This window comes from Paenibacillus sp. FSL W8-0194 (genome assembly GCF_037969745.1).
Taxonomy (GTDB): Bacteria; Bacillota; Bacilli; order Paenibacillales; family Paenibacillaceae; genus Paenibacillus_AQ; species Paenibacillus_AQ cookii.
The window spans coordinates 2255017-2272859 of the sequence record NZ_CP150205.1; the positions used below are offsets into that span (position 1 = coordinate 2255017).

The following is a 17843-nucleotide window of genomic DNA, read 5'->3' on the forward strand; positions in this document are numbered from 1 at the left end:
GAGAATATGCCCGGTTATCCTCTTTGCCGCCTTTGGAAGAGGGTGATAAACTTCAAAATATTCGACGTCACTTCCGGGAAAAAATGCAAAAACGAGGGGAAACGGCCTGAAATCGCCGTTCGGTCGGCAGGATCCGCTTTGAAGGATATCGGGATAGGCGAATGGGCACGCATTCCGACAGATAGAAACGGCTTCCCGCGGGGGAACGGATTCCAAGGACGGCGTTTCGCCGGATGGATGCAATCCGGAACGTGAAGCGATCAAGTTTTGAGATGATATGAAGGAGGAGAACCATGAATGTTCTCAGGCAAATGCAGAGCTTTTTTTGGGAGAAGAGAAGTTTTTTATATTTATCTATACTCTGCCTCGCCATAGCTACTGCACTCGGGCTTGTAACCCCGAACCTGCTCCGCACGCTGATTGACGATGCCATCCAGGAGCAGCATTTTGAGAAAGTCCCCGCGCTTGCGCTGACCGTCATCGCGGTCGTGTCTTTGAAAGCGCTAATGCAATTTTTAAGCGGTTTCTTCGGCGGAAGAATGGGGAATTATTTGGCTTACCGTTTGCGGAACGGCTGTTACGAGAAACTCCAGGTTTTGTCTTTCCGTTATTACGACAAGGCCAGAACGGGGGACCTGATGTCCCGTCTGACCGGGGATCTCGAAGCGATTCGCCAGTTTATCGCCTTCGGCATTCCGCAAATTTTGAATACGATTCTGATGGTGGTTTTCGGCGCCGTCGTCATGCTGTCCATCAGCTGGCAGCTGACGCTCATCACGATGATCAGCATTCCGTTTCTGGTGATCGTGGCGCTGAAGTTCGAAAACAAAATTCATCCGGCTTTCCAGGAAATGCGCCTTGCGCTCAGCGCGCTGACCACGTCGGTGCAGGAGAACATCACGGGCGTCAGAACCGTGAAATCTTTTGCGCGCGAGCCTCATGAGGTGGATAAGTTCTCCATCCGCAACGAGCGGTACAAAAACAACCAGATCTTTGCATCCGGTTTGTGGAGCAGCTATTTTCCGTTAATGGAGCTTTTAGCCTGCATCTGCGTCGTCATCCTCCTTGGGGTCGGCGGCTCGATGGTCATCCGCGAATCGCTGACGCTCGGGAGCCTGGTCGCGTTTTTCAGCTTGATCTGGTACATCATCGGCCCGATGTGGAACATCGGTTATTTGATCAACAACTACACGCAGTCGGAAGCTTCCGGGGAACGCGTCATGGAGCTGTTGAACCAGCCGATCGACGTGAAGGATAAGGAAGGCGCCATCGCGCTGCGCGCGGAGGACGTCAAGGGGCACGTCACTTTTGAAAACGTCACCTTCGCTTACGGGAACAAGCTTCCGGCGATCAAGGACATCAATCTCGATGCGCCTCCGGGAACGGTCATCGGCCTGCTTGGCGGAACCGGCTCCGGCAAATCGACCATCATTCAGCTGCTGATGCATGCCTACAACGTGGACAGCGGCAGCATCAAGCTGGACGGCGTCAACATTAACGATATTCAAGTGCACAGCCTGCGGAGCCAAGTGGCATCCGTGTTCCAGGAAACGTTCCTGTTTTCCTCCAGCATCCGCAACAACATCGCATACGGCATGAAGGACGTATCGATGGACGAGATCATCCGGGCGGCGAAGCTCGCCAAAGCCCATGACTTTATCATGGAAATGGCCGAAGGCTACGACACGATCGTCGGGGAACGGGGAATGGGCTTGTCCGGCGGGCAGAAGCAGCGGATCGCGATCGCGCGCGCCCTGCTCAAAAATCCGAAGATTCTGATCCTGGACGATGCGACAAGCGCCGTCGACATGGAAACCGAACACGAGATCCAGGCGGGATTCCAGGAGGTCATGAAGGGACGGACCACGTTTATTATCGCGCACCGGATTTCCTCGCTCCGTCATGCCGACGAGATCCTCGTTTTGGATGAAGGCAAGGTCGTGCAGCGGGGCAGACACGATGAATTGATTGCGGTTCCTGGCCCATACCAGGACGTATACCATATACAATATGCAGACCACATTGCCCGGATGAATGGGGATGCAGGAGAGCAGGTGAGCTCATGAGTACGGCTTTTAACGCAGAGAAGCGTTCGCATCAAGAAGCGGGCAAAGCGAAGGGCAACGCCTCCGGCAAAACCGGGGAACGTTTCGTGTACCAGGACGACGAAGTCATCGAAAAACCGTTTAACTGGTCGCAGTTGACGAGATTGTTTTCCTACATGAAACCTTATGCCAAACAGCTGCTGCCGCTGGTCATTCTGATGATGGTTCTCGGCACGGTGACGAAGCTGACGGTTCCGTATTTGACGAGTATGGCGATCGACAAGGCGATCGCGCCGACGGACGGCAGCTCCCCGAGCTTGACCTGGCTTTATACGATTACGGCATGCGTCCTTGTGCTTTATATTATTCAGTGGCTGGCGAGCACGTTCCGCATCAAATTTACGAATATTATCGGACAACGCGTCATATATGATCTGCGGAGCGATTTGTTCAAGCATATCCAGAAGCTGTCGTTCAACTTTTTCGATAAACGTCCGGCGGGATCGGTGCTCGTGCGCGTCACGAATGACGTCAACTCGCTGCAGGAGCTGTTTACGAACGGCGTCGTCAACCTGATGATCGACTGCGTGCAGCTGATGGGCATCGTCGTCATTTTGCTTCTGATCAACTGGAAGCTGGGGCTGGCGGTCATTTTGACCGTGCCGATCATGTTTTTCATATCGACCAAACTGCGGATCAAAATCCGCCGGGCTTGGCAGGACGTGCGGATGAAAAACTCGCGGATCAACTCCCACTTGAACGAATCGATCCAAGGGATCCGCGTGACCCAAGCGTTTACGCAGGAGCAGGAAAACATCAAGTTCTTTGACAAAATGAACATGGACAGCAAAAAATCTTGGGACCGGGCTTCCGCCCTCAACCAAGGTTTCGGGCCGCTGATCGAAATTACGGGCGGGATCGGTACGCTGATCCTGTTCTGGTTCGGCGCTTATTTGATCCAGCATGACCAGTTGACCGTCGGCCTCCTGGTCGCCTTTTCGAGTTACGTCGGCAGCTTCTGGGAGCCGATCAACCGTCTCGGCCAAATGTACAATCAGCTGCTGGTCGCGATGGCTTCTTCCGAGCGGATCTTCGAGTTCATCGACGAGAAGCCGAGCATCGACGATAAGCCGGACGCCGTGCCGATGCCGAAAATCAAAGGCGACATCCGGCTGGACAACGTCGTGTTCGAATACGTCAAAGGCCGTCAGGCGCTGAAAGGGATCAACCTGGACGTCAAAGCCGGCCAAACGATCGCACTCGTCGGGCATACCGGTTCAGGCAAAAGCACGATCATCAACTTGCTCAGCCGGTTCTACGACATTTCCGGCGGGAAAATCACGATCGACGGCATGGATATCCGCGACGTGAAGCTGGAAACGCTGCGCAGCCAGATCGGCATCGTCCTTCAGGATACGTTTATTTTCTCCGGCACGATCCGCGACAATATCCGGTTTGGACGATTGGATGCGACCGACGAAGAAATCGAAGCGGTGGCAAAAGCCGTCAACGCCCACGAATTCATCGAAAAATTGCCGGGCGGCTACGATACGGAGGTCGAGGAGCGCGGCAACATGCTGTCGATGGGTCAGCGCCAGCTGCTTTCCTTCGCGCGCGCCCTTTTGGCCGATCCGCGGATTCTCATTTTGGACGAAGCGACGGCGAGCATCGATACGGAAACGGAGCTGAAAATTCAGGAGGCGCTGAAGGTGCTGCTGGAAGGCCGGACTTCGTTTATCGTGGCGCACCGTCTGTCGACGATCCGCCACGCCGACAAAATCGTCGTGCTGGATCACGGGGAGATCAAGGAAGAGGGCAACCATGCCGAGCTGATGCGTCAGCGCGGAACGTACCACGGCCTGATCGAAGCCCAGTTTAAATTCGTTTGATCCAGAAACGATTTGGAACATTTCACAACAAACTTCTGTAAAATCAATGAACTTCCTCACCGATTCGACAGCCTTAAGGCCTAAAAATGAGGAAAGTTTGTGAACATTAGAGGAAAATGTCGGAGCACTCTTGCAATCTTTCTCCTAAACCCCGAAAATAGTGATTGAGGTATACAGATGTGGTATACACTAGTAGGGGGGAATAGGGAAGTGGTGTGGGGTGCTCCTTTTTCTGCACATGCCAAGAAAATGCTGCTGCTGGGCAGCGGCGAATTGGGGAAAGAAGTAGTACTGGAAGCCCAGAGACTGGGCGTGGAAACCATTGCCGTGGACCGATACGAACATGCGCCCGCCATGCAGGTCGCGCATAGGTCCCATGTGATTGATATGCTCGATGCCGATTCCCTGAAACAGATGATTCATCAGGAAAAACCGGATCTGATTGTACCTGAAATAGAAGCAATCGCAACCGAGGCGCTGCTTGAGCTGGAGGAAGAAGGGTACCGCGTCGTTCCGACGGCACGGGCCGCGCGCCTGACGATGGACCGCGAAGGCATCCGCCGTCTGGCCGCCGAGAAGCTTGGCCTGAAGGTTGCGGATTACCGTTTTGCCGATAGTTTGGAGGAGCTGAAGAAAGCAGTTGCCGTTTTGGGAACGCCATGCGTGGTCAAGCCGATCATGAGCTCATCCGGCAAAGGCCAAAGCGTGTGCCGTACGGAGGATGATGTTGAAGCATGCTGGAACGCCGCCATGGAAGGCGGACGCGCCAAAAACAGCCGCGTCATCGTCGAATCGTTTGTTTCGTTCGAAAGCGAAATCACGCTGCTGACCGTACGCTCTGTAAGCGGCACCACCTTTTGCAAACCGATCGGCCACATTCAGAAAGACGGCGACTATGTTGAATCCTGGCAGCCTCATGAGCTCAGCCCGGATCAATTGAAGGAAGCGGAGCTCATCGCGAAAGCCATCACCGACGAATTGGGCGGTTATGGCGTTTTCGGAGTCGAGCTGTTTGTTACGAAAGATGGAATCATATTCAGCGAAGTTTCGCCACGTCCGCATGATACCGGGATGGTGACGATGATCACCCAGGATTTATCGGAATTTGCCCTGCACGTCAGAGCGATTCTCGGACTTCCGATCCCGTCGGTCGAATTGCTGACGCCGGGTGCTTCGGCAACTTTGAAAGCGGACGACGCAAGTACGAATTTTACTGTTGGAGGCATAGAGGAAGCGCTCAGCCTGCCGCGGACCCAAGTCCGGGTGTTCGGCAAGCCTGAGACGAGAGCCGGCCGAAGAATGGCTGTCGCCTTAAGCGCTGATGGGGATCTTCAGAAAGCACGGAATACGGCGAAACATGCCGCCAGTCTTTTAAAAGTGGAGGAATATGATCATGAACAGTAACATTCTGGCACCCGCCCTGCAAATACGTTTCTCGAATTGCGACAGCGACCTCGAAGCCGTCGTGGCTTTGATGCGGGAACTGAATTATCCGACAACCATTAACGTGATGCGCGAGCGGATCGAAGCTTCCGAGAGCAATCCGAAGCTTTGCACAATGGTTGCTGAACTTGACGGCAAGGTCATCGGCATGGTTGCGCTGAATCAGGTGAAGTCCTTTGCGAGAAACGAGACGGCGACGCAGGTGTCGGCTCTGATCGTGGCCAAGGAACACCGCGGTCAAGGCATCGGCAAAAGGCTGATCCGCAGCGCGGAAGAGTGGGGCAAAAAGCAAGGAAGCCAAACGCTTTTCCTGGTGAGCGGCAATCGGGTAGAAAGAGCACCGGCGCATGCATTTTATGAACATATCGGTTTCGAAAAAATCGGATATCAATTCGTGAGAAAACTGAACTAATTCACTATACATGATGATACGCTCGTCCCGTTTCGGGACGGGCTTTTTTGTCGTTTGCCCGCGAATTCCTGCCGGAGTCAGGGGCTGAAAAAAACTTAGGGAGGCTCACTCCCGTTGCCGTTTGGAGCTTCGGCGAGGCATACGGACTTTGTTTCGCCGAAATTCGACATAAACCCCGGTAGCGTCAAAGCCCCCCGCTTTTCGTATCAAGCCTGGAATCGGATTTCTGGAAATTCACTTCCAATATTTGAGGCCTACACAAGGAATACAAACATGTTACAATGTGGGAGTAAGAAATGACAACTTTGTAACCGGAATGGATCGGTTCGAGCAACAACACCATGAGAAGGAGATGTATCCATGAAGAACAATAAAGTGATGAAAACATTGGTCAGCACGGCATGTGCCGCCGTTTTGGCGGTGGGTCTGATTGGAGCAGGTCCGGCATCGGCAGCGTCTGCCCAGCAAAATTCCGTACCGGCGCCAAGCGGCTTCCAAAACCTGCAGGATCTGCAAAGCTATGTGGAGAAATGGCTGCAAAACAACGGCGGTGATTACGTATTCAAATATCAATTCCAATTCCCGGGCGCTGGCCAGGCAACGAACCCGCAGCCGACAACGCCGGCACCTTCGAAACCGACGCCTTCGAAGCCGGAAACGTCCAAGCCGCAGCCTTCCAAGCCTGCACCATCCAAGCCGGAAACGTCCAAACCGTCGACCGGAACGTCTTCGAACCCATCGGCTTATAACGCCGAAGTGGTCAAGCTGGTCAACCAGGAACGCGCCAAAGCGGGCTTGAAGCCGCTGACGGAAAATGCAAAATTGTCCAATATGGCGATGGATAAAGCGAAGGACATGAGCAACAACAACTACTTCGACCACAATTCCCCGACGTACGGCTCTCCGTTCGACATGATGAAAAAATATGGCATTTCTTTCAGCTATGCGGGCGAAAACATCGCTAAGGGCCAAAAAACCCCTGCAGATGTCATGAACGCCTGGATGAACAGCGAAGGACACCGCGCCAACATTTTGAACAGCAATTACACGACAATCGGCGTGGCTTACTACAACGGGTACTGGGTGCAAGAATTTATCGCGAACTAATTCTAATATTATATATCGTAAGCTTGCGGTTTTAAGAAAAAGTCCGTTTCCTGATGGAACGGGCTTTTTTTATTTGAAAAACGGATGGAACGCCAGCCCGTTTTTGCATGGAATCATGGTTTCAAGGCGAAATGAAAACGGTGCAAAACGACCGTCGGATTTGCAAATTGATCCTAGAAGATTTATGTTTATGTACATATGTATTGCCGGAAAAATGACGAATCGCATGACGTCGACATGGAGGGATCGGTTTTGAAATCATCGAAATGGATTTGGCGCAGCGTCAGTATTTTATCCGTATTTTCCACGCTGCTCCTGTTGGCAGGCTTTGTATATGCGGTAAAGGACATTCAGAATCCGCAGGCCGCAAAAGATCGGCCCGCCAAAGTCGCAACCCCGGAAAAGGAAACGGGCCCGGCAACCCCGGCAGCCAATAAAGAACTGAAATTTGCGGTCATCGGCGATTCGCTTGCAAAAGGCACGGGCGACAACTCCGGGATGGGGTTTGCGCGGCGAACGATCCGGGAGCTGACGGCTGCCGGCAGGAAAGCGACGCTCCTGAACAATTTGGGCATTAACGGCCTGACGACGACGGGGCTCCTGCCGAAGCTTGAAGAACGGGGGACGAAGTATGTGCTTGGAGAAGCCGACGTCATCCTCCTATCCATCGGAGGGAACGACCTGTTCCAGGGAGCGGACCTTGCGTCCACAGGCATTTCCGGAACGTCGACGACTGCCAAGGGGCAGGAGCTCGATCCGGAGGACCTGTTGAAAGGACTGCCGAAAGCTTCGACGCAGCTGAAAACGATTTTGGAACGCATCCGCGCGATTAATCCGGACGCCATGATCGTGTACGTCGGATTGTATAATCCGTTCGGGGATATCGAGGAGCTTCAGGTCCCGGGAAATCAGGCCGTTGCGAAATGGAATGAAGCGGCCCTCGACACGATCAATAAAAACGGCAATATGACGCTTGTGCCGACCTTCGACATTTTCCAGCAGCATTTGGACCGGTATTTGGCGTCGGATCATTTTCATCCGAACGGCGACGGGTACCAGCAAATCGCCGTCCGGATCGTTCAGGCCATCCGCTAATCAAGCATACGGAAGAAAGGAGAGGGAGAACATGTCAATGACGGTCAGTCCGGACCAAAGGGAACCCATCGTTTTATCGGTCGAACACGTCAAAAAAAGGATCGGAAAAAAATGGATCATCGAGGACGTGACGTTCGATGTCCGGGAGGGCGAAATTTTCGGTTTTTTGGGCCCGAACGGGGCAGGAAAAACGACGACGATCCGCATGCTGGTGGATTTGATCAAACCGAGCAGCGGAGTCATCAAAGTATGCGGATACGACGTGAACCGCCAGCAGGAACAAGCGCTCCGTTTCGTCGGCTCGATCGTTGAAAATCCGGAAGTCTATACGTATTTGACCGGATGGGAAAATCTGGAGCATTTTGCGCGCATGCAACCGGGAATCGACAAGCAACGAATTCAGGAAGTGGTGGATATCGTCCGGCTGGACCAGCGGATCCACGACAAGGTCAGAACGTATTCGCTCGGGATGCGGCAGAGGCTCGGCATTGCGCAAGCGCTGCTCGGCAGGCCGAAGCTGCTCATCCTCGACGAACCGACGAACGGGCTCGATCCGAAGGGTATTAAGGAACTGCGCCAATTTATCCGGGAGCTGGCGGACGGCGGACTGGCCGTTTTCGTATCCAGCCACCTGCTCAGCGAAATCCAGCTTTTATGCGACCGGGTGGCCATCATCAGCCGCGGCCGGGTGCTTGCGGTTGGAGAAGTCGGGGAGCTCGTGGCCGCTAACGCGAAATACGTCATTTGGGACGTGGAACCTGTTGAAGCCGGAAAACGGGAACTGGCGATGCGGGAAGGCATCGAGGTCATCGAACACGCTGAACAAGTGCTGGACGACGCGATCATAGCAGGGATGAGCGGACAATCGGTCGTAACGGCGATGGAAGAGGAACTGATTTCCGGAACGGTTTCGCATCTCGTCGCCATGGGCATCCGCGTCCGCGGGGTCCATAAAATCAACCCGACACTCGAGCAGCTGTTCCTGAAAATGACGGAGGGTGAGAGTATTGATTAGCGTGCTGCCCCTGATCAAAAACGAAACGATCAAAATCATCAAAAAGAAGCGCTTTTACGTCATTTTGCTCATCTTGCTTGTGCTGGTCCCGGTCTTTACCTATGCGCAAATGCGGTCCGCCGAACAAACGCGGGACAAATTCAAAGGCGACTGGCGGCTTGAAGTGCAGCAGCAAATCACGGATAATGAAAATTCGCTCGGAAGCGACCGGGTGCCGGACGAGTGGAAGAAATTCAGGAAAATCTTCGTGCAGCAGCTGCAATATTATTTGGAGCATGACGTGAACCCGAACGAACCGAACGGCGTGACGTTTACGCGCGAGTTTATGGCAAATTCCATAACTTTGTTCATTCCTCTTCTCATTATGGCGATCGCATCCGATATAGTATCGGGGGAACGAACGAGCGGCACCATCAAAATGCTGCTGACCCGCCCGGTCAAAAGGTGGAAGGTGCTGCTCAGCAAGCTGATCACGCTGTACATGTTCTCTTCGCTGATCATCGTGTCCGCTTTTGTCATCGCGTATCTCATTTCCGGGGCGGTTTTCGGATATAAAGGGTTTGATTTTCCGGTCTTCACCGGTTTTCGGATCCAAGGGTCCGATGTCGACATGTCCGCGGTGCACGCGGTGCCGCAGTGGCAATATTTGCTGATGGAAGGCGGATTGATCTGGTTCGTGAGCCTTGTCGTCGCATCGCTTGCGTTCATGGTGTCGGTGCTCGTCCGGAGCACGGCGGCAAGCATCGTGGTGATGATGGCCGCGCTGATCGCGGGAACCATTCTGACCAACATGGCTTCGGCCTGGAAAAGCGCGAAATATTTGTTTATGGTCAACCTGGAGCTGACCGATTACCTGTCCGGTACGCCGGCTCCGATCGAAGGCATGAACCTGGCTTTTTCGCTTGCGGTTTTGTCCGTTTGGGCGATTGCCGCGATCGTAATCTCATTCCTTGTCTTTACGAAAAGGGATATCTTGAATTAAAATGGACAAGGATAACAAAACAAAACATCTGTTTGCATTTTGGATGATATCCTACATAAAGAAACACAAAGGGGGAGCATGAATGGTCGAGCAGATCGATATGTTTGCAAAGTCGCCGGGCAGCAACGAAGCAGGCAGCGCCAGTTACGATGCAGACGACATTCAAGTGCTCGAAGGCCTGGTTGCGGTTCGCAAACGCCCAGGCATGTATATTGGCAGCACCAGTTCATCGGGGCTTCATCATCTGGTATGGGAAATCGTGGATAACGCCGTCGATGAGCATTTGGCCAAATACTGCACGAGAATAGATCTTACTTTGCATAAAGACGGTTCCATCACCGTCGTGGATAACGGACGGGGCATTCCGACCGGAATGCATAAAATGGGAATCCCTACGCCGCAGGTCGTATTCACCATCCTGCACGCGGGAGGGAAATTCGGCGGAGGCGGATACAAAAAATCGGGCGGCCTGCACGGCGTCGGGGCTTCGGTGACCAATGCGCTTTCCGAATGGCTCGAGGTCGAAATCTACCGCGACGGCAAGATCCACCGCCAGCGTTTCGAATACTGGCAGGACAAAAACGGCAAGGAGCATGTCGGCGAACCGGTGACGGGACTCGAAGTGTTCGGCAACACGAACAAAACCGGCACCAAGGTCACCTTTAAGCCGGACATTCGCGTGTTCCAAAGCGGAATCCAGTTCAACTACGATACGCTGGCGGAACGCCTGCAGGAAATCGCCTTCCTGAATTCCGGGCTTCGCATCGTCATTAAAGACGAGCGCTCCGACCGCATGGACGAATTTTATTACGAAGGCGGGGCAAGCCAGTTCGTCGAATTTTTGAACGAAGGCAAAGACGTGCTGCACGACGTCATTCACTTTTACGGCGAAAAGGACGACGTTGAAGTCGAGGTTGCGCTCCAATACAACGCGGGATATACCGAAACGCTCGCTTCGTTCGTCAATTCGATCCCGACGCGGGGCGGGGGAACGCACGAAACCGGTTTCAAGACGGCATATACGCGGATCATGAACGATTACGCGCGCAAAAACCATATGCTCAAAGAAAAGGACAAAAATCTTGAAGGCAACGACCTGCGCGAAGGCATGATGGCGGTCATCAGCGTCAAAATGGCCGAAGTCGAATTCGTCGGTCAGACGAAAGACCAGCTGGGAAGCGCATCGGCGCGCAGCACGGTCGACGCGATCGTGACCGAAAAAATGCAAATTTTCCTGGAGGAAAACCCGCAGGTGGCCCAGACGCTGATCAAAAAAGCGATTCAGGCTTCCAAAGCGCGCGAAGCGGCCCGCAAGGCCCGCGACGACATGCGGAGCGGGAAAAAACGCAGCGAGGGAACGAGCCTCGGCGGCAAGCTGAGTCCGGCCCAATCGAAGGACTTTACCCGTACCGAGCTGTTCGTCGTCGAAGGAAACTCCGCCGGCGGATCGGCCAAACAGGGCCGCGATTCGAAAATTCAGGCGATCCTGCCGCTGAAGGGGAAACCGCTCAACCCCGAAAAAGCCAAACTTGCCGATATCATGAAAAACGAAGAATACCGCACGATCATCAATGCGATCGGAGCCGGAATCGGAACCGAGTTTGAGATCGAAGACAGCAATTACTCCAAAATCATCATCATGACGGACGCCGATACGGACGGCGCGCACATCCAGGTGCTGCTGCTGACGTTCTTTTACCGTTACATGAAGCCGCTGATCGACGAGGGCCGCGTGTACATCGCCCAGCCTCCGCTGTATAAAATTTCGCGGAAGTCGGGCAAGCTGGAAACGGTCCGTTACGCCTACAGCGACGAGCAGCTGCAAAACTACTTGAAGGAATTCGGCAAAAATTACGAGCTGCAGCGCTACAAAGGACTCGGCGAGATGAATCCCGAACAGCTGTGGGAGACGACGATGAACCCGGAAACGCGCACGCTGCTGCAGGTACAGATCGAAGATGCGGCAAAGGCGGAGCGTCGCGTATCCACGCTGATGGGCGACAAAATCGACCCGCGCAAGCGCTGGATCGTGGAAAATGTCGACTTTAGAGAGTTCGAGGAATAGAAGGTGAATCGATGAGTTTATCAGAACAGTTTCTGCCGGCTTATCTCGAAGAGGTCGTCGGCGACCGCTTCGGCCGGTATTCCAAATATATCATTCAAGACCGCGCCATTCCCGACGTCCGCGACGGGCTTAAGCCCGTGCAGCGGCGCATTTTGTACGCCATGTACGAATCCGGCAATACGCCGGACAAAGCATACCGCAAATCCGCCAAAACCGTCGGCGACGTGATGGGTAATTACCATCCGCACGGGGACTCCTCCATCTACGACGGCATGGTCCGCATGGCCCAGCCATGGAAAATGGGGCATGTGCTCGTCGACGGGCACGGCAACTGGGGTTCGATCGACGACGATCCGCCGGCGGCGATGCGTTACACCGAAGCGCGCCTGTCGCCGATCGCGATGGAGATGCTTCGGGACATCGACAAACGGACGGTGCAGTTCAAGGACAACTTCGACAATTCCGCGAAGGAGCCCGTCGTGCTGCCTTCCCGTTATCCGAACCTGCTCGTCAACGGCGTCAGCGGGATTTCCGCGGGATTTGCGACGGAGATTCCGCCGCATAATTTGCGCGAAGTCATCGACGCCTGCGTGGCGGTGATGCAAAAACCGGAAATCGAGCTGGAAGAAATCATGACCTTCATCAAGGGTCCCGATTTTCCGACCGGCGGCCTGATCATGGGCGAAGAGGGAATCAAAGAGGCGTACCGGACGGGGAAAGGACGGATTTATCTCCGTTCCAAAGCCGACATCGAATTTTTGCGCGGCGGCAAACAGCAGATCGTCATTACGGAGATCCCTTACCAGGTCGTAAAATCGCGCCTTGTCACCCAAATGGAAAATATCCGGCTGGAGAAAAAAATCGAAGGCATTGCCGAGGTGCGCGACGAAAGCGGACGGGACGGTCTGCGGATCGTGGTCGAAATCAAAAAGGAGGCCGATGCCCAGGGCATTTTGGCTTATCTGCTGAAAAAGACCGATCTTCAGGTCACGTACAACTTCAACATGGTATCGATCGTCAACAAGGCGCCGCAGCAGCTTGGCCTGAAGGCGATGCTGGAGGCGTATATCGCCCACCAGCGCGAAGTGGTATCGAACCGTACCCGCTTCGAATTGGAAAAAGCCGAAGACCGGGCCCACGTGCTCGAAGGACTCGTGAAGGCGCTGAATATTCTCGACGAGGTTATCGCCGCCATCAAAGCGTCGAAAAACCGCCAGGATGCCCAAAACAATCTGCAATGGATGTTCGGCTTTACGGAGCGGCAGGCGGATTCGATTCTGACGCTGCAGCTGTACCGTTTGACGAACCTGGAGATCACGACGCTGCAAAAAGAGCTTGAGGATTTGCTGAAAAAAATCGACAATTATCGGTCCATCCTCGAAAGCGACAAGAAGCTGATCGCGCTGATCCGCAAGGAACTGCTTGAAATCCGCGACAAATACGGCATTGACCGCAGATGCGCCATTCAGGAGGAAGTCGAGGAAATCAAGGTCAACCTTGAAGTCATCGTCAGCTCCGAGGATGTGCTGGTGACGTTGTCGAAAGACGGATACATCAAGCGGACAAGCATGCTTTCCTTTACGCGGTCCGGCGGGGAGCTCAGCAGCTCGGGCGTGAAGGAAGGGGATTATATATCCAGGGTGTTCGAAATCAATACGCTGGACAATTTGCTCATCTTTACGCAAAAAGGCCAATATTTCCTGCTGCCTGTCCACCAAATTCCGGAATTCAAATGGAAGGACCCGGGTACCGCCATCGTCAATGTCATCCAGTTGTCCAAAGAAGACGTCATCGTCGACGTCATTCCGGTCACGAATTTTGAGGAACCGAACCGCTCCCTGGTGTTCGTCACGAAAAAAGGGCAGGTTAAACGCACGGAATTAAAAGAATACATGACCAATCGCTCAAGCGCGGTTGCCGCCTGCAAGGTCGGCGCGGAGGACGAGGTCATTTCCGTCACGCTGAGCGACGGTAGCAAAGACATTTTGCTTGTGAGCAAAGAAGGCATGAGCATCCGGTTCAAGGAGCAGGAAGTCAACGCCATGGGCCGCGTCTCCGCCGGCGTGAAAGGCATCCAGCTTCGCGACGGCGACGAGGTCGTGTCCGCGTTGTGGGTTGAGGATGACGAAGGCGAAGTGCTGACCTTGACCGATCTCGGATACGGCAAACGTTCCCTGCTCGCGGATTACCAGCCGCAAAGCCGGGGAGGCAAGGGGCTTGCGACGTTCGAATTCAAGGAAGGCAAACGCGTGAAGCCGAACGGCAGCCGCATTGCCGGAGCGTTTTATTGCCGCCAGCCGCTGCAAATTACGGCCATCACAAGGGACGGCTTAAGTTATGCGTTCAGTTCGGAGCAGGCTCCGATCGCCGAACGCAAATCGACAGGAAAACTGCTTGTTCACCTGGAGAAAAAAGATGAAATTTCGGCGCTGCTGGCATTCGAGGAAACGACGTGACATCGGATGCTGTCCGAACCCGGCGTTAAAGCGTGAAAAAAGGCATCTTCGCTCATTTGCGAACGATGCCTTTTTTGAGGCGATGAAACGTCCGTGAATCGTCTTTTGGGGAACGGTGTCGGACGATGTTTTTCTAAAAAAATTCGGAATTGCAGAAGGAATTGGCACGAAATGCGCGAAAGTTAATCCTGTAAAACATTGCTTGCGAAAGGAAGGTATAACCCGTGCATACTTCCGAATTTGCGAAAATATGGTCCAAACTAAGCAAAGATTATAAACTGCATATGGAGAACGAGTTGGCTCCGGCGCTCACCGAAGCTCAGTTGGCCGTGCTCGAAGTGCTGGGCGAAAACGAGCGGATGAAGCCTTCCGACCTGACGCCGCTCCTGGCGACAAGCCCGGCGGCGGTTACGATGCTGCTCGACCGGATGGAAAAAAACGGATTGATTCAGCGCGAACGGGACGGAAACGACCGCCGGATCGTTTGGGTGTCCATTTCCGCGAAAGGGAAAGCGGAGGTCGAACGCGGCGTGCAAATCCGCGATGCGTTTCTGGCGAAGGTATTGTCGCGAATTTCCGCGCATAATCAGCAGCTTCTGATCTATTTATTGGGCAAACTAACCATAACGCCTTAAAACCTGGGTTCAAAGATTAAAAGAATAAATGTAGAGGAAGTAGTCAACCAGATGAATGATGCAACGCTTATGAAACCAAAAACGAGAAAACTGCTTTTCAGCGCCGGCCTCAGCTGGTTATTCGACGCCATGGACGTCGGCATCATTTCTTTTATCGTGACGGCATTACAGCTGGAGTGGAAACTCTCCCCGCAGGATGTGGGCATTTTGACGAGCGTCAATTCCGTCGGAATGGTCGTCGGCGCGGCAGCCGCCGGGTATCTGGCCGATAAGTTCGGCCGAAAGAAGGTTTTGCTGTGGACGCTGCTCATCTTTTCGATAGCCAGCGGATTGTCGGCGCTCGCCTCCAGCTTCTGGGTGCTGTGCCTGCTTCGTTTTATTACGGGCGTCGGCCTTGGGGGCGAGCTGCCGGTGGCATCGACGCTGGTGTCCGAAAGCGTCCATCCGAGCCAGCGGGGACGGGCCGTCGTGCTGCTGGAGAGCTTTTGGGCGGGCGGCTGGCTGGCCGCCGCGCTCATATCGTATTTTTTGATTCCGGCTTACGGATGGCAGATCGCTTTTGTCATTGGTGCTCTTCCGGCCTTTTACGCGCTGTATCTGCGCCGCGCCATCGACGATTCGCCCGTATACCGGAACAATCGGACCCAAGCGGCATCCTTATCGTTTGCCGGCAAGCTGGCCTCCATCTGGACCCGCGAACATAGCCGCTCGACGTTGATGCTGTGGATTTTGTGGTTTACGGTCGTGTTTTCGTATTACGGGATGTTCCTGTGGCTTCCGTCCGTCATGACGATCAAGGGCTTCAGCCTGATCAAAAGCTTCGAATACGTGCTGATCATGACGATCGCCCAGCTTCCGGGTTATTTTACGGCTGCGTATTTCATCGAGAAATTCGGACGGAAATTCGTCATGATCACCTACTTGGTTCTCACCGCCGTCAGCGCCGCCTGGTTCGGCAACGCCGATTCGGCCGGCTCGCTTATCGCGGCGGGGATCTGCCTTTCGTTTTTCAACCTCGGTGCTTGGGGCGGCCTGTACGCCTACACGCCGGAGCTGTATCCGACTTCGGTCCGTTCGACTGGCGTCGGGATTGCGACCTCCGTCGGCCGGATCGGCGGCGTCATCGCGCCGTTCCTTGTGGGGTATTTGGTGCAGCGTCACGTCGAAATCAATGCGATATTTATCATGTTTTTCGTCATCATTTTGATCGGGGCCTTGGGCGTGCTTTTTCTGGGGAAAGAAACCAAGGGCAAGGCATTGGCCGATTAAACGGAAATATGGGGAAAAAGGCTGCCGCAAGGCAGCTTTTTTCGTTCAACGGGATGGGGCATAAAAAGCCGATTTTAGCAATGCGAAAACATCATGGTTCGCCGATCGGCTCCGCTATGCGGGCTAATTCGAGTACAAGTCGAGTTTTTTAACGGTATAGCCGGCCGGAAGAGGCAAAAGCATGTTTGTGAAAATGAAGTGCTTTGAATTATAATAAAATATGTTGCAGTTTGGACCTGCAGCATTCGGGATCGATCGAACCTGTTTTGCAGGGGGATTCGAACGATTTCGACAGACGTCTTGGAAACGGAGGGATTGGATTGCAGCTTATTAATCCGCAGATGGTTCAGGAGTTAATCGACAAACTGCAGGATCAGGATCTTTATATACATCTCGAAATGACGACAGGGGCTTATGCTTCGCATAACGACGAGTCGAAGTTTACGGCCTCGACGTTCATCAAAAACGGCATCGTCCGGTATACCCACGGGAAGATTCAAGGAACGGGGCCATACCGCGTCGGGCTTAAGATGGAGCAGGGCTGGATTTATTCGCAAGGATTGACGCATTTCGAGGAAACGGAAACCGAGCGGCTGATTATGGCGGGCCATGACAGCGACGGCAAGCTGGTCGTCGCGCTGCAGTTGGGCAAAGAACCGTTCTAAACAGCAAGTCTGCCGTCATCAAGTGAAAGGGTGATTATAGAAAATGGAAAATCATATATTGGTCGTATTTCCCCATCCGGACGATGAATCTTTCGGCACTTCCGGAACGCTGGCCAAACGCATCCATGAAGGCGCAACCGTGACGTATGCGTGCTTGACGCTGGGCGAAATGGCGAGAAACATGGGCAAACCGCTCGTGGCCAACCGCGTCACGCTGCCGGAGCACCGTCGGAAGGAGCTTGAGGCATCCTGCCGCTCGATCGGCATTCAGGATTTGCGCCTGATGGGGCTTCATGATAAAACGATCGAATTCGAAGACCGGGACATGCTGGACGGCATGCTGCGCAAGCTGATCGATGAAGTGAAGCCGTCCCTTATCATTACGTTTTACCCGGGATTCAGCGTCCATCCGGACCATGATGCCACCGGGGAAGCGGTGATCCGGACGGTTGCGGCCATGCCGAAGGAACAGCGTCCCGTCGTGAACTGCGTCGCGTTTGCGAAAGGCTGCGAGCAGATCATCGGCAAACCGGACGTCGCGGTCGACGTCAGGGATTTCCTGCCGAACAAATTCGGTTCCATCCGTGCGCACGCCTCCCAGTTCCGCTGGAATGAAATGCTGGGCACGTATACCGAAGAGGATGAACAGATCAAAAGCCGGTTTAGTACGGAAAGGTTCTGGACTTATCGATTCGAATAGGATAATATTTCCATAAGCACGGACTCATCCGTGCGGATGACATATTCGGAAAGGTGAGTTGAGAC

14 protein-coding genes are annotated in these 17843 nt (G+C 53.8%); all 14 read left to right on the forward strand.

Annotated elements, in window-relative coordinates; all coding sequences use genetic code 11:
• Positions 1 to 293: 293 nt before the first annotated feature.
• The 14 genes from MKY58_RS10075 (at position 294) to bshB2 (ending at position 17778) form a co-directional block, all read left to right on the forward strand.
• A complete protein-coding gene (locus tag MKY58_RS10075) occupies positions 294 to 2066 on the forward strand; it encodes an ABC transporter ATP-binding protein (protein ID WP_339324409.1) in 1773 nt (590 codons plus the stop codon).
• Positions 2063 to 3934: an ABC transporter ATP-binding protein gene (locus MKY58_RS10080; RefSeq protein ID WP_339324410.1), complete on the forward strand. Its 1872-nt coding sequence runs from the start codon at positions 2063 to 2065 to the stop codon at positions 3932 to 3934. Before MKY58_RS10075 ends, MKY58_RS10080 begins: the two co-directional genes overlap by 4 nt.
• Positions 3935 to 4147: 213 nt before the next feature.
• Positions 4148 to 5338 (forward strand): formate-dependent phosphoribosylglycinamide formyltransferase, encoded by a 1191-nt coding sequence (gene purT / locus MKY58_RS10085; protein ID WP_339325106.1) that lies wholly within the window; start codon positions 4148 to 4150, stop codon positions 5336 to 5338.
• Positions 5328 to 5789 carry a GNAT family N-acetyltransferase gene (locus tag MKY58_RS10090; RefSeq protein ID WP_339324411.1) on the forward strand — a complete coding sequence of 154 codons (462 nt, stop codon included), beginning with the start codon at positions 5328 to 5330 and terminating at the stop codon, positions 5787 to 5789. Before purT ends, MKY58_RS10090 begins: the two co-directional genes overlap by 11 nt.
• A gap of 360 nt (positions 5790 to 6149) precedes the next feature.
• Positions 6150 to 6896, forward strand: a complete 747-nt coding sequence (locus tag MKY58_RS10095; RefSeq protein WP_339324412.1) for a CAP domain-containing protein — start codon at positions 6150 to 6152, stop codon at positions 6894 to 6896.
• A gap of 252 nt (positions 6897 to 7148) precedes the next feature.
• Positions 7149 to 7991 carry a GDSL-type esterase/lipase family protein gene (locus MKY58_RS10100; RefSeq protein WP_339324413.1) on the forward strand — a complete coding sequence of 281 codons (843 nt, stop codon included), beginning with the start codon at positions 7149 to 7151 and terminating at the stop codon, positions 7989 to 7991.
• Positions 7992 to 8022: 31 nt separating this feature from the next.
• The gene (locus MKY58_RS10105) at positions 8023 to 9006 is read left to right on the forward strand and encodes an ABC transporter ATP-binding protein (RefSeq protein WP_339324414.1); all 984 of its coding nucleotides are present in this window, start codon (positions 8023 to 8025) and stop codon (positions 9004 to 9006) included.
• Entirely contained in the window at positions 8999 to 9988 is a 990-nt protein-coding gene (locus MKY58_RS10110) for an ABC transporter permease (protein ID WP_339325107.1), read from the forward strand. The genes MKY58_RS10105 and MKY58_RS10110 overlap by 8 nt, the downstream gene beginning before the upstream one ends.
• An 82-nt stretch (positions 9989 to 10070) precedes the next feature.
• Positions 10071 to 12053 carry a DNA topoisomerase IV subunit B gene (gene parE / locus MKY58_RS10115; protein WP_339324415.1) on the forward strand — a complete coding sequence of 661 codons (1983 nt, stop codon included), beginning with the start codon at positions 10071 to 10073 and terminating at the stop codon, positions 12051 to 12053.
• Positions 12054 to 12064: 11 nt separating this feature from the next.
• Positions 12065 to 14509 (forward strand): DNA gyrase subunit A, encoded by a 2445-nt coding sequence (gene gyrA, locus MKY58_RS10120; protein WP_339324416.1) that lies wholly within the window; start codon positions 12065 to 12067, stop codon positions 14507 to 14509.
• 224 nt (positions 14510 to 14733) lie between these two features.
• Positions 14734 to 15144, forward strand: a complete 411-nt coding sequence (locus tag MKY58_RS10125; RefSeq protein WP_036708097.1) for a MarR family transcriptional regulator — start codon at positions 14734 to 14736, stop codon at positions 15142 to 15144.
• 51 nt (positions 15145 to 15195) lie between these two features.
• A complete protein-coding gene (locus MKY58_RS10130) occupies positions 15196 to 16413 on the forward strand; it encodes an MFS transporter (protein WP_339324417.1) in 1218 nt (405 codons plus the stop codon).
• 320 nt (positions 16414 to 16733) lie between these two features.
• Complete coding sequence (locus MKY58_RS10135) at positions 16734 to 17078, forward strand: YojF family protein (RefSeq protein WP_339324418.1); 345 nt, start codon at positions 16734 to 16736, stop codon at positions 17076 to 17078.
• Between the two features lie 43 nt (positions 17079 to 17121).
• Positions 17122 to 17778 (forward strand): bacillithiol biosynthesis deacetylase BshB2, encoded by a 657-nt coding sequence (bshB2, locus tag MKY58_RS10140; protein WP_339324419.1) that lies wholly within the window; start codon positions 17122 to 17124, stop codon positions 17776 to 17778.
• Positions 17779 to 17843 lie beyond the last annotated feature (65 nt).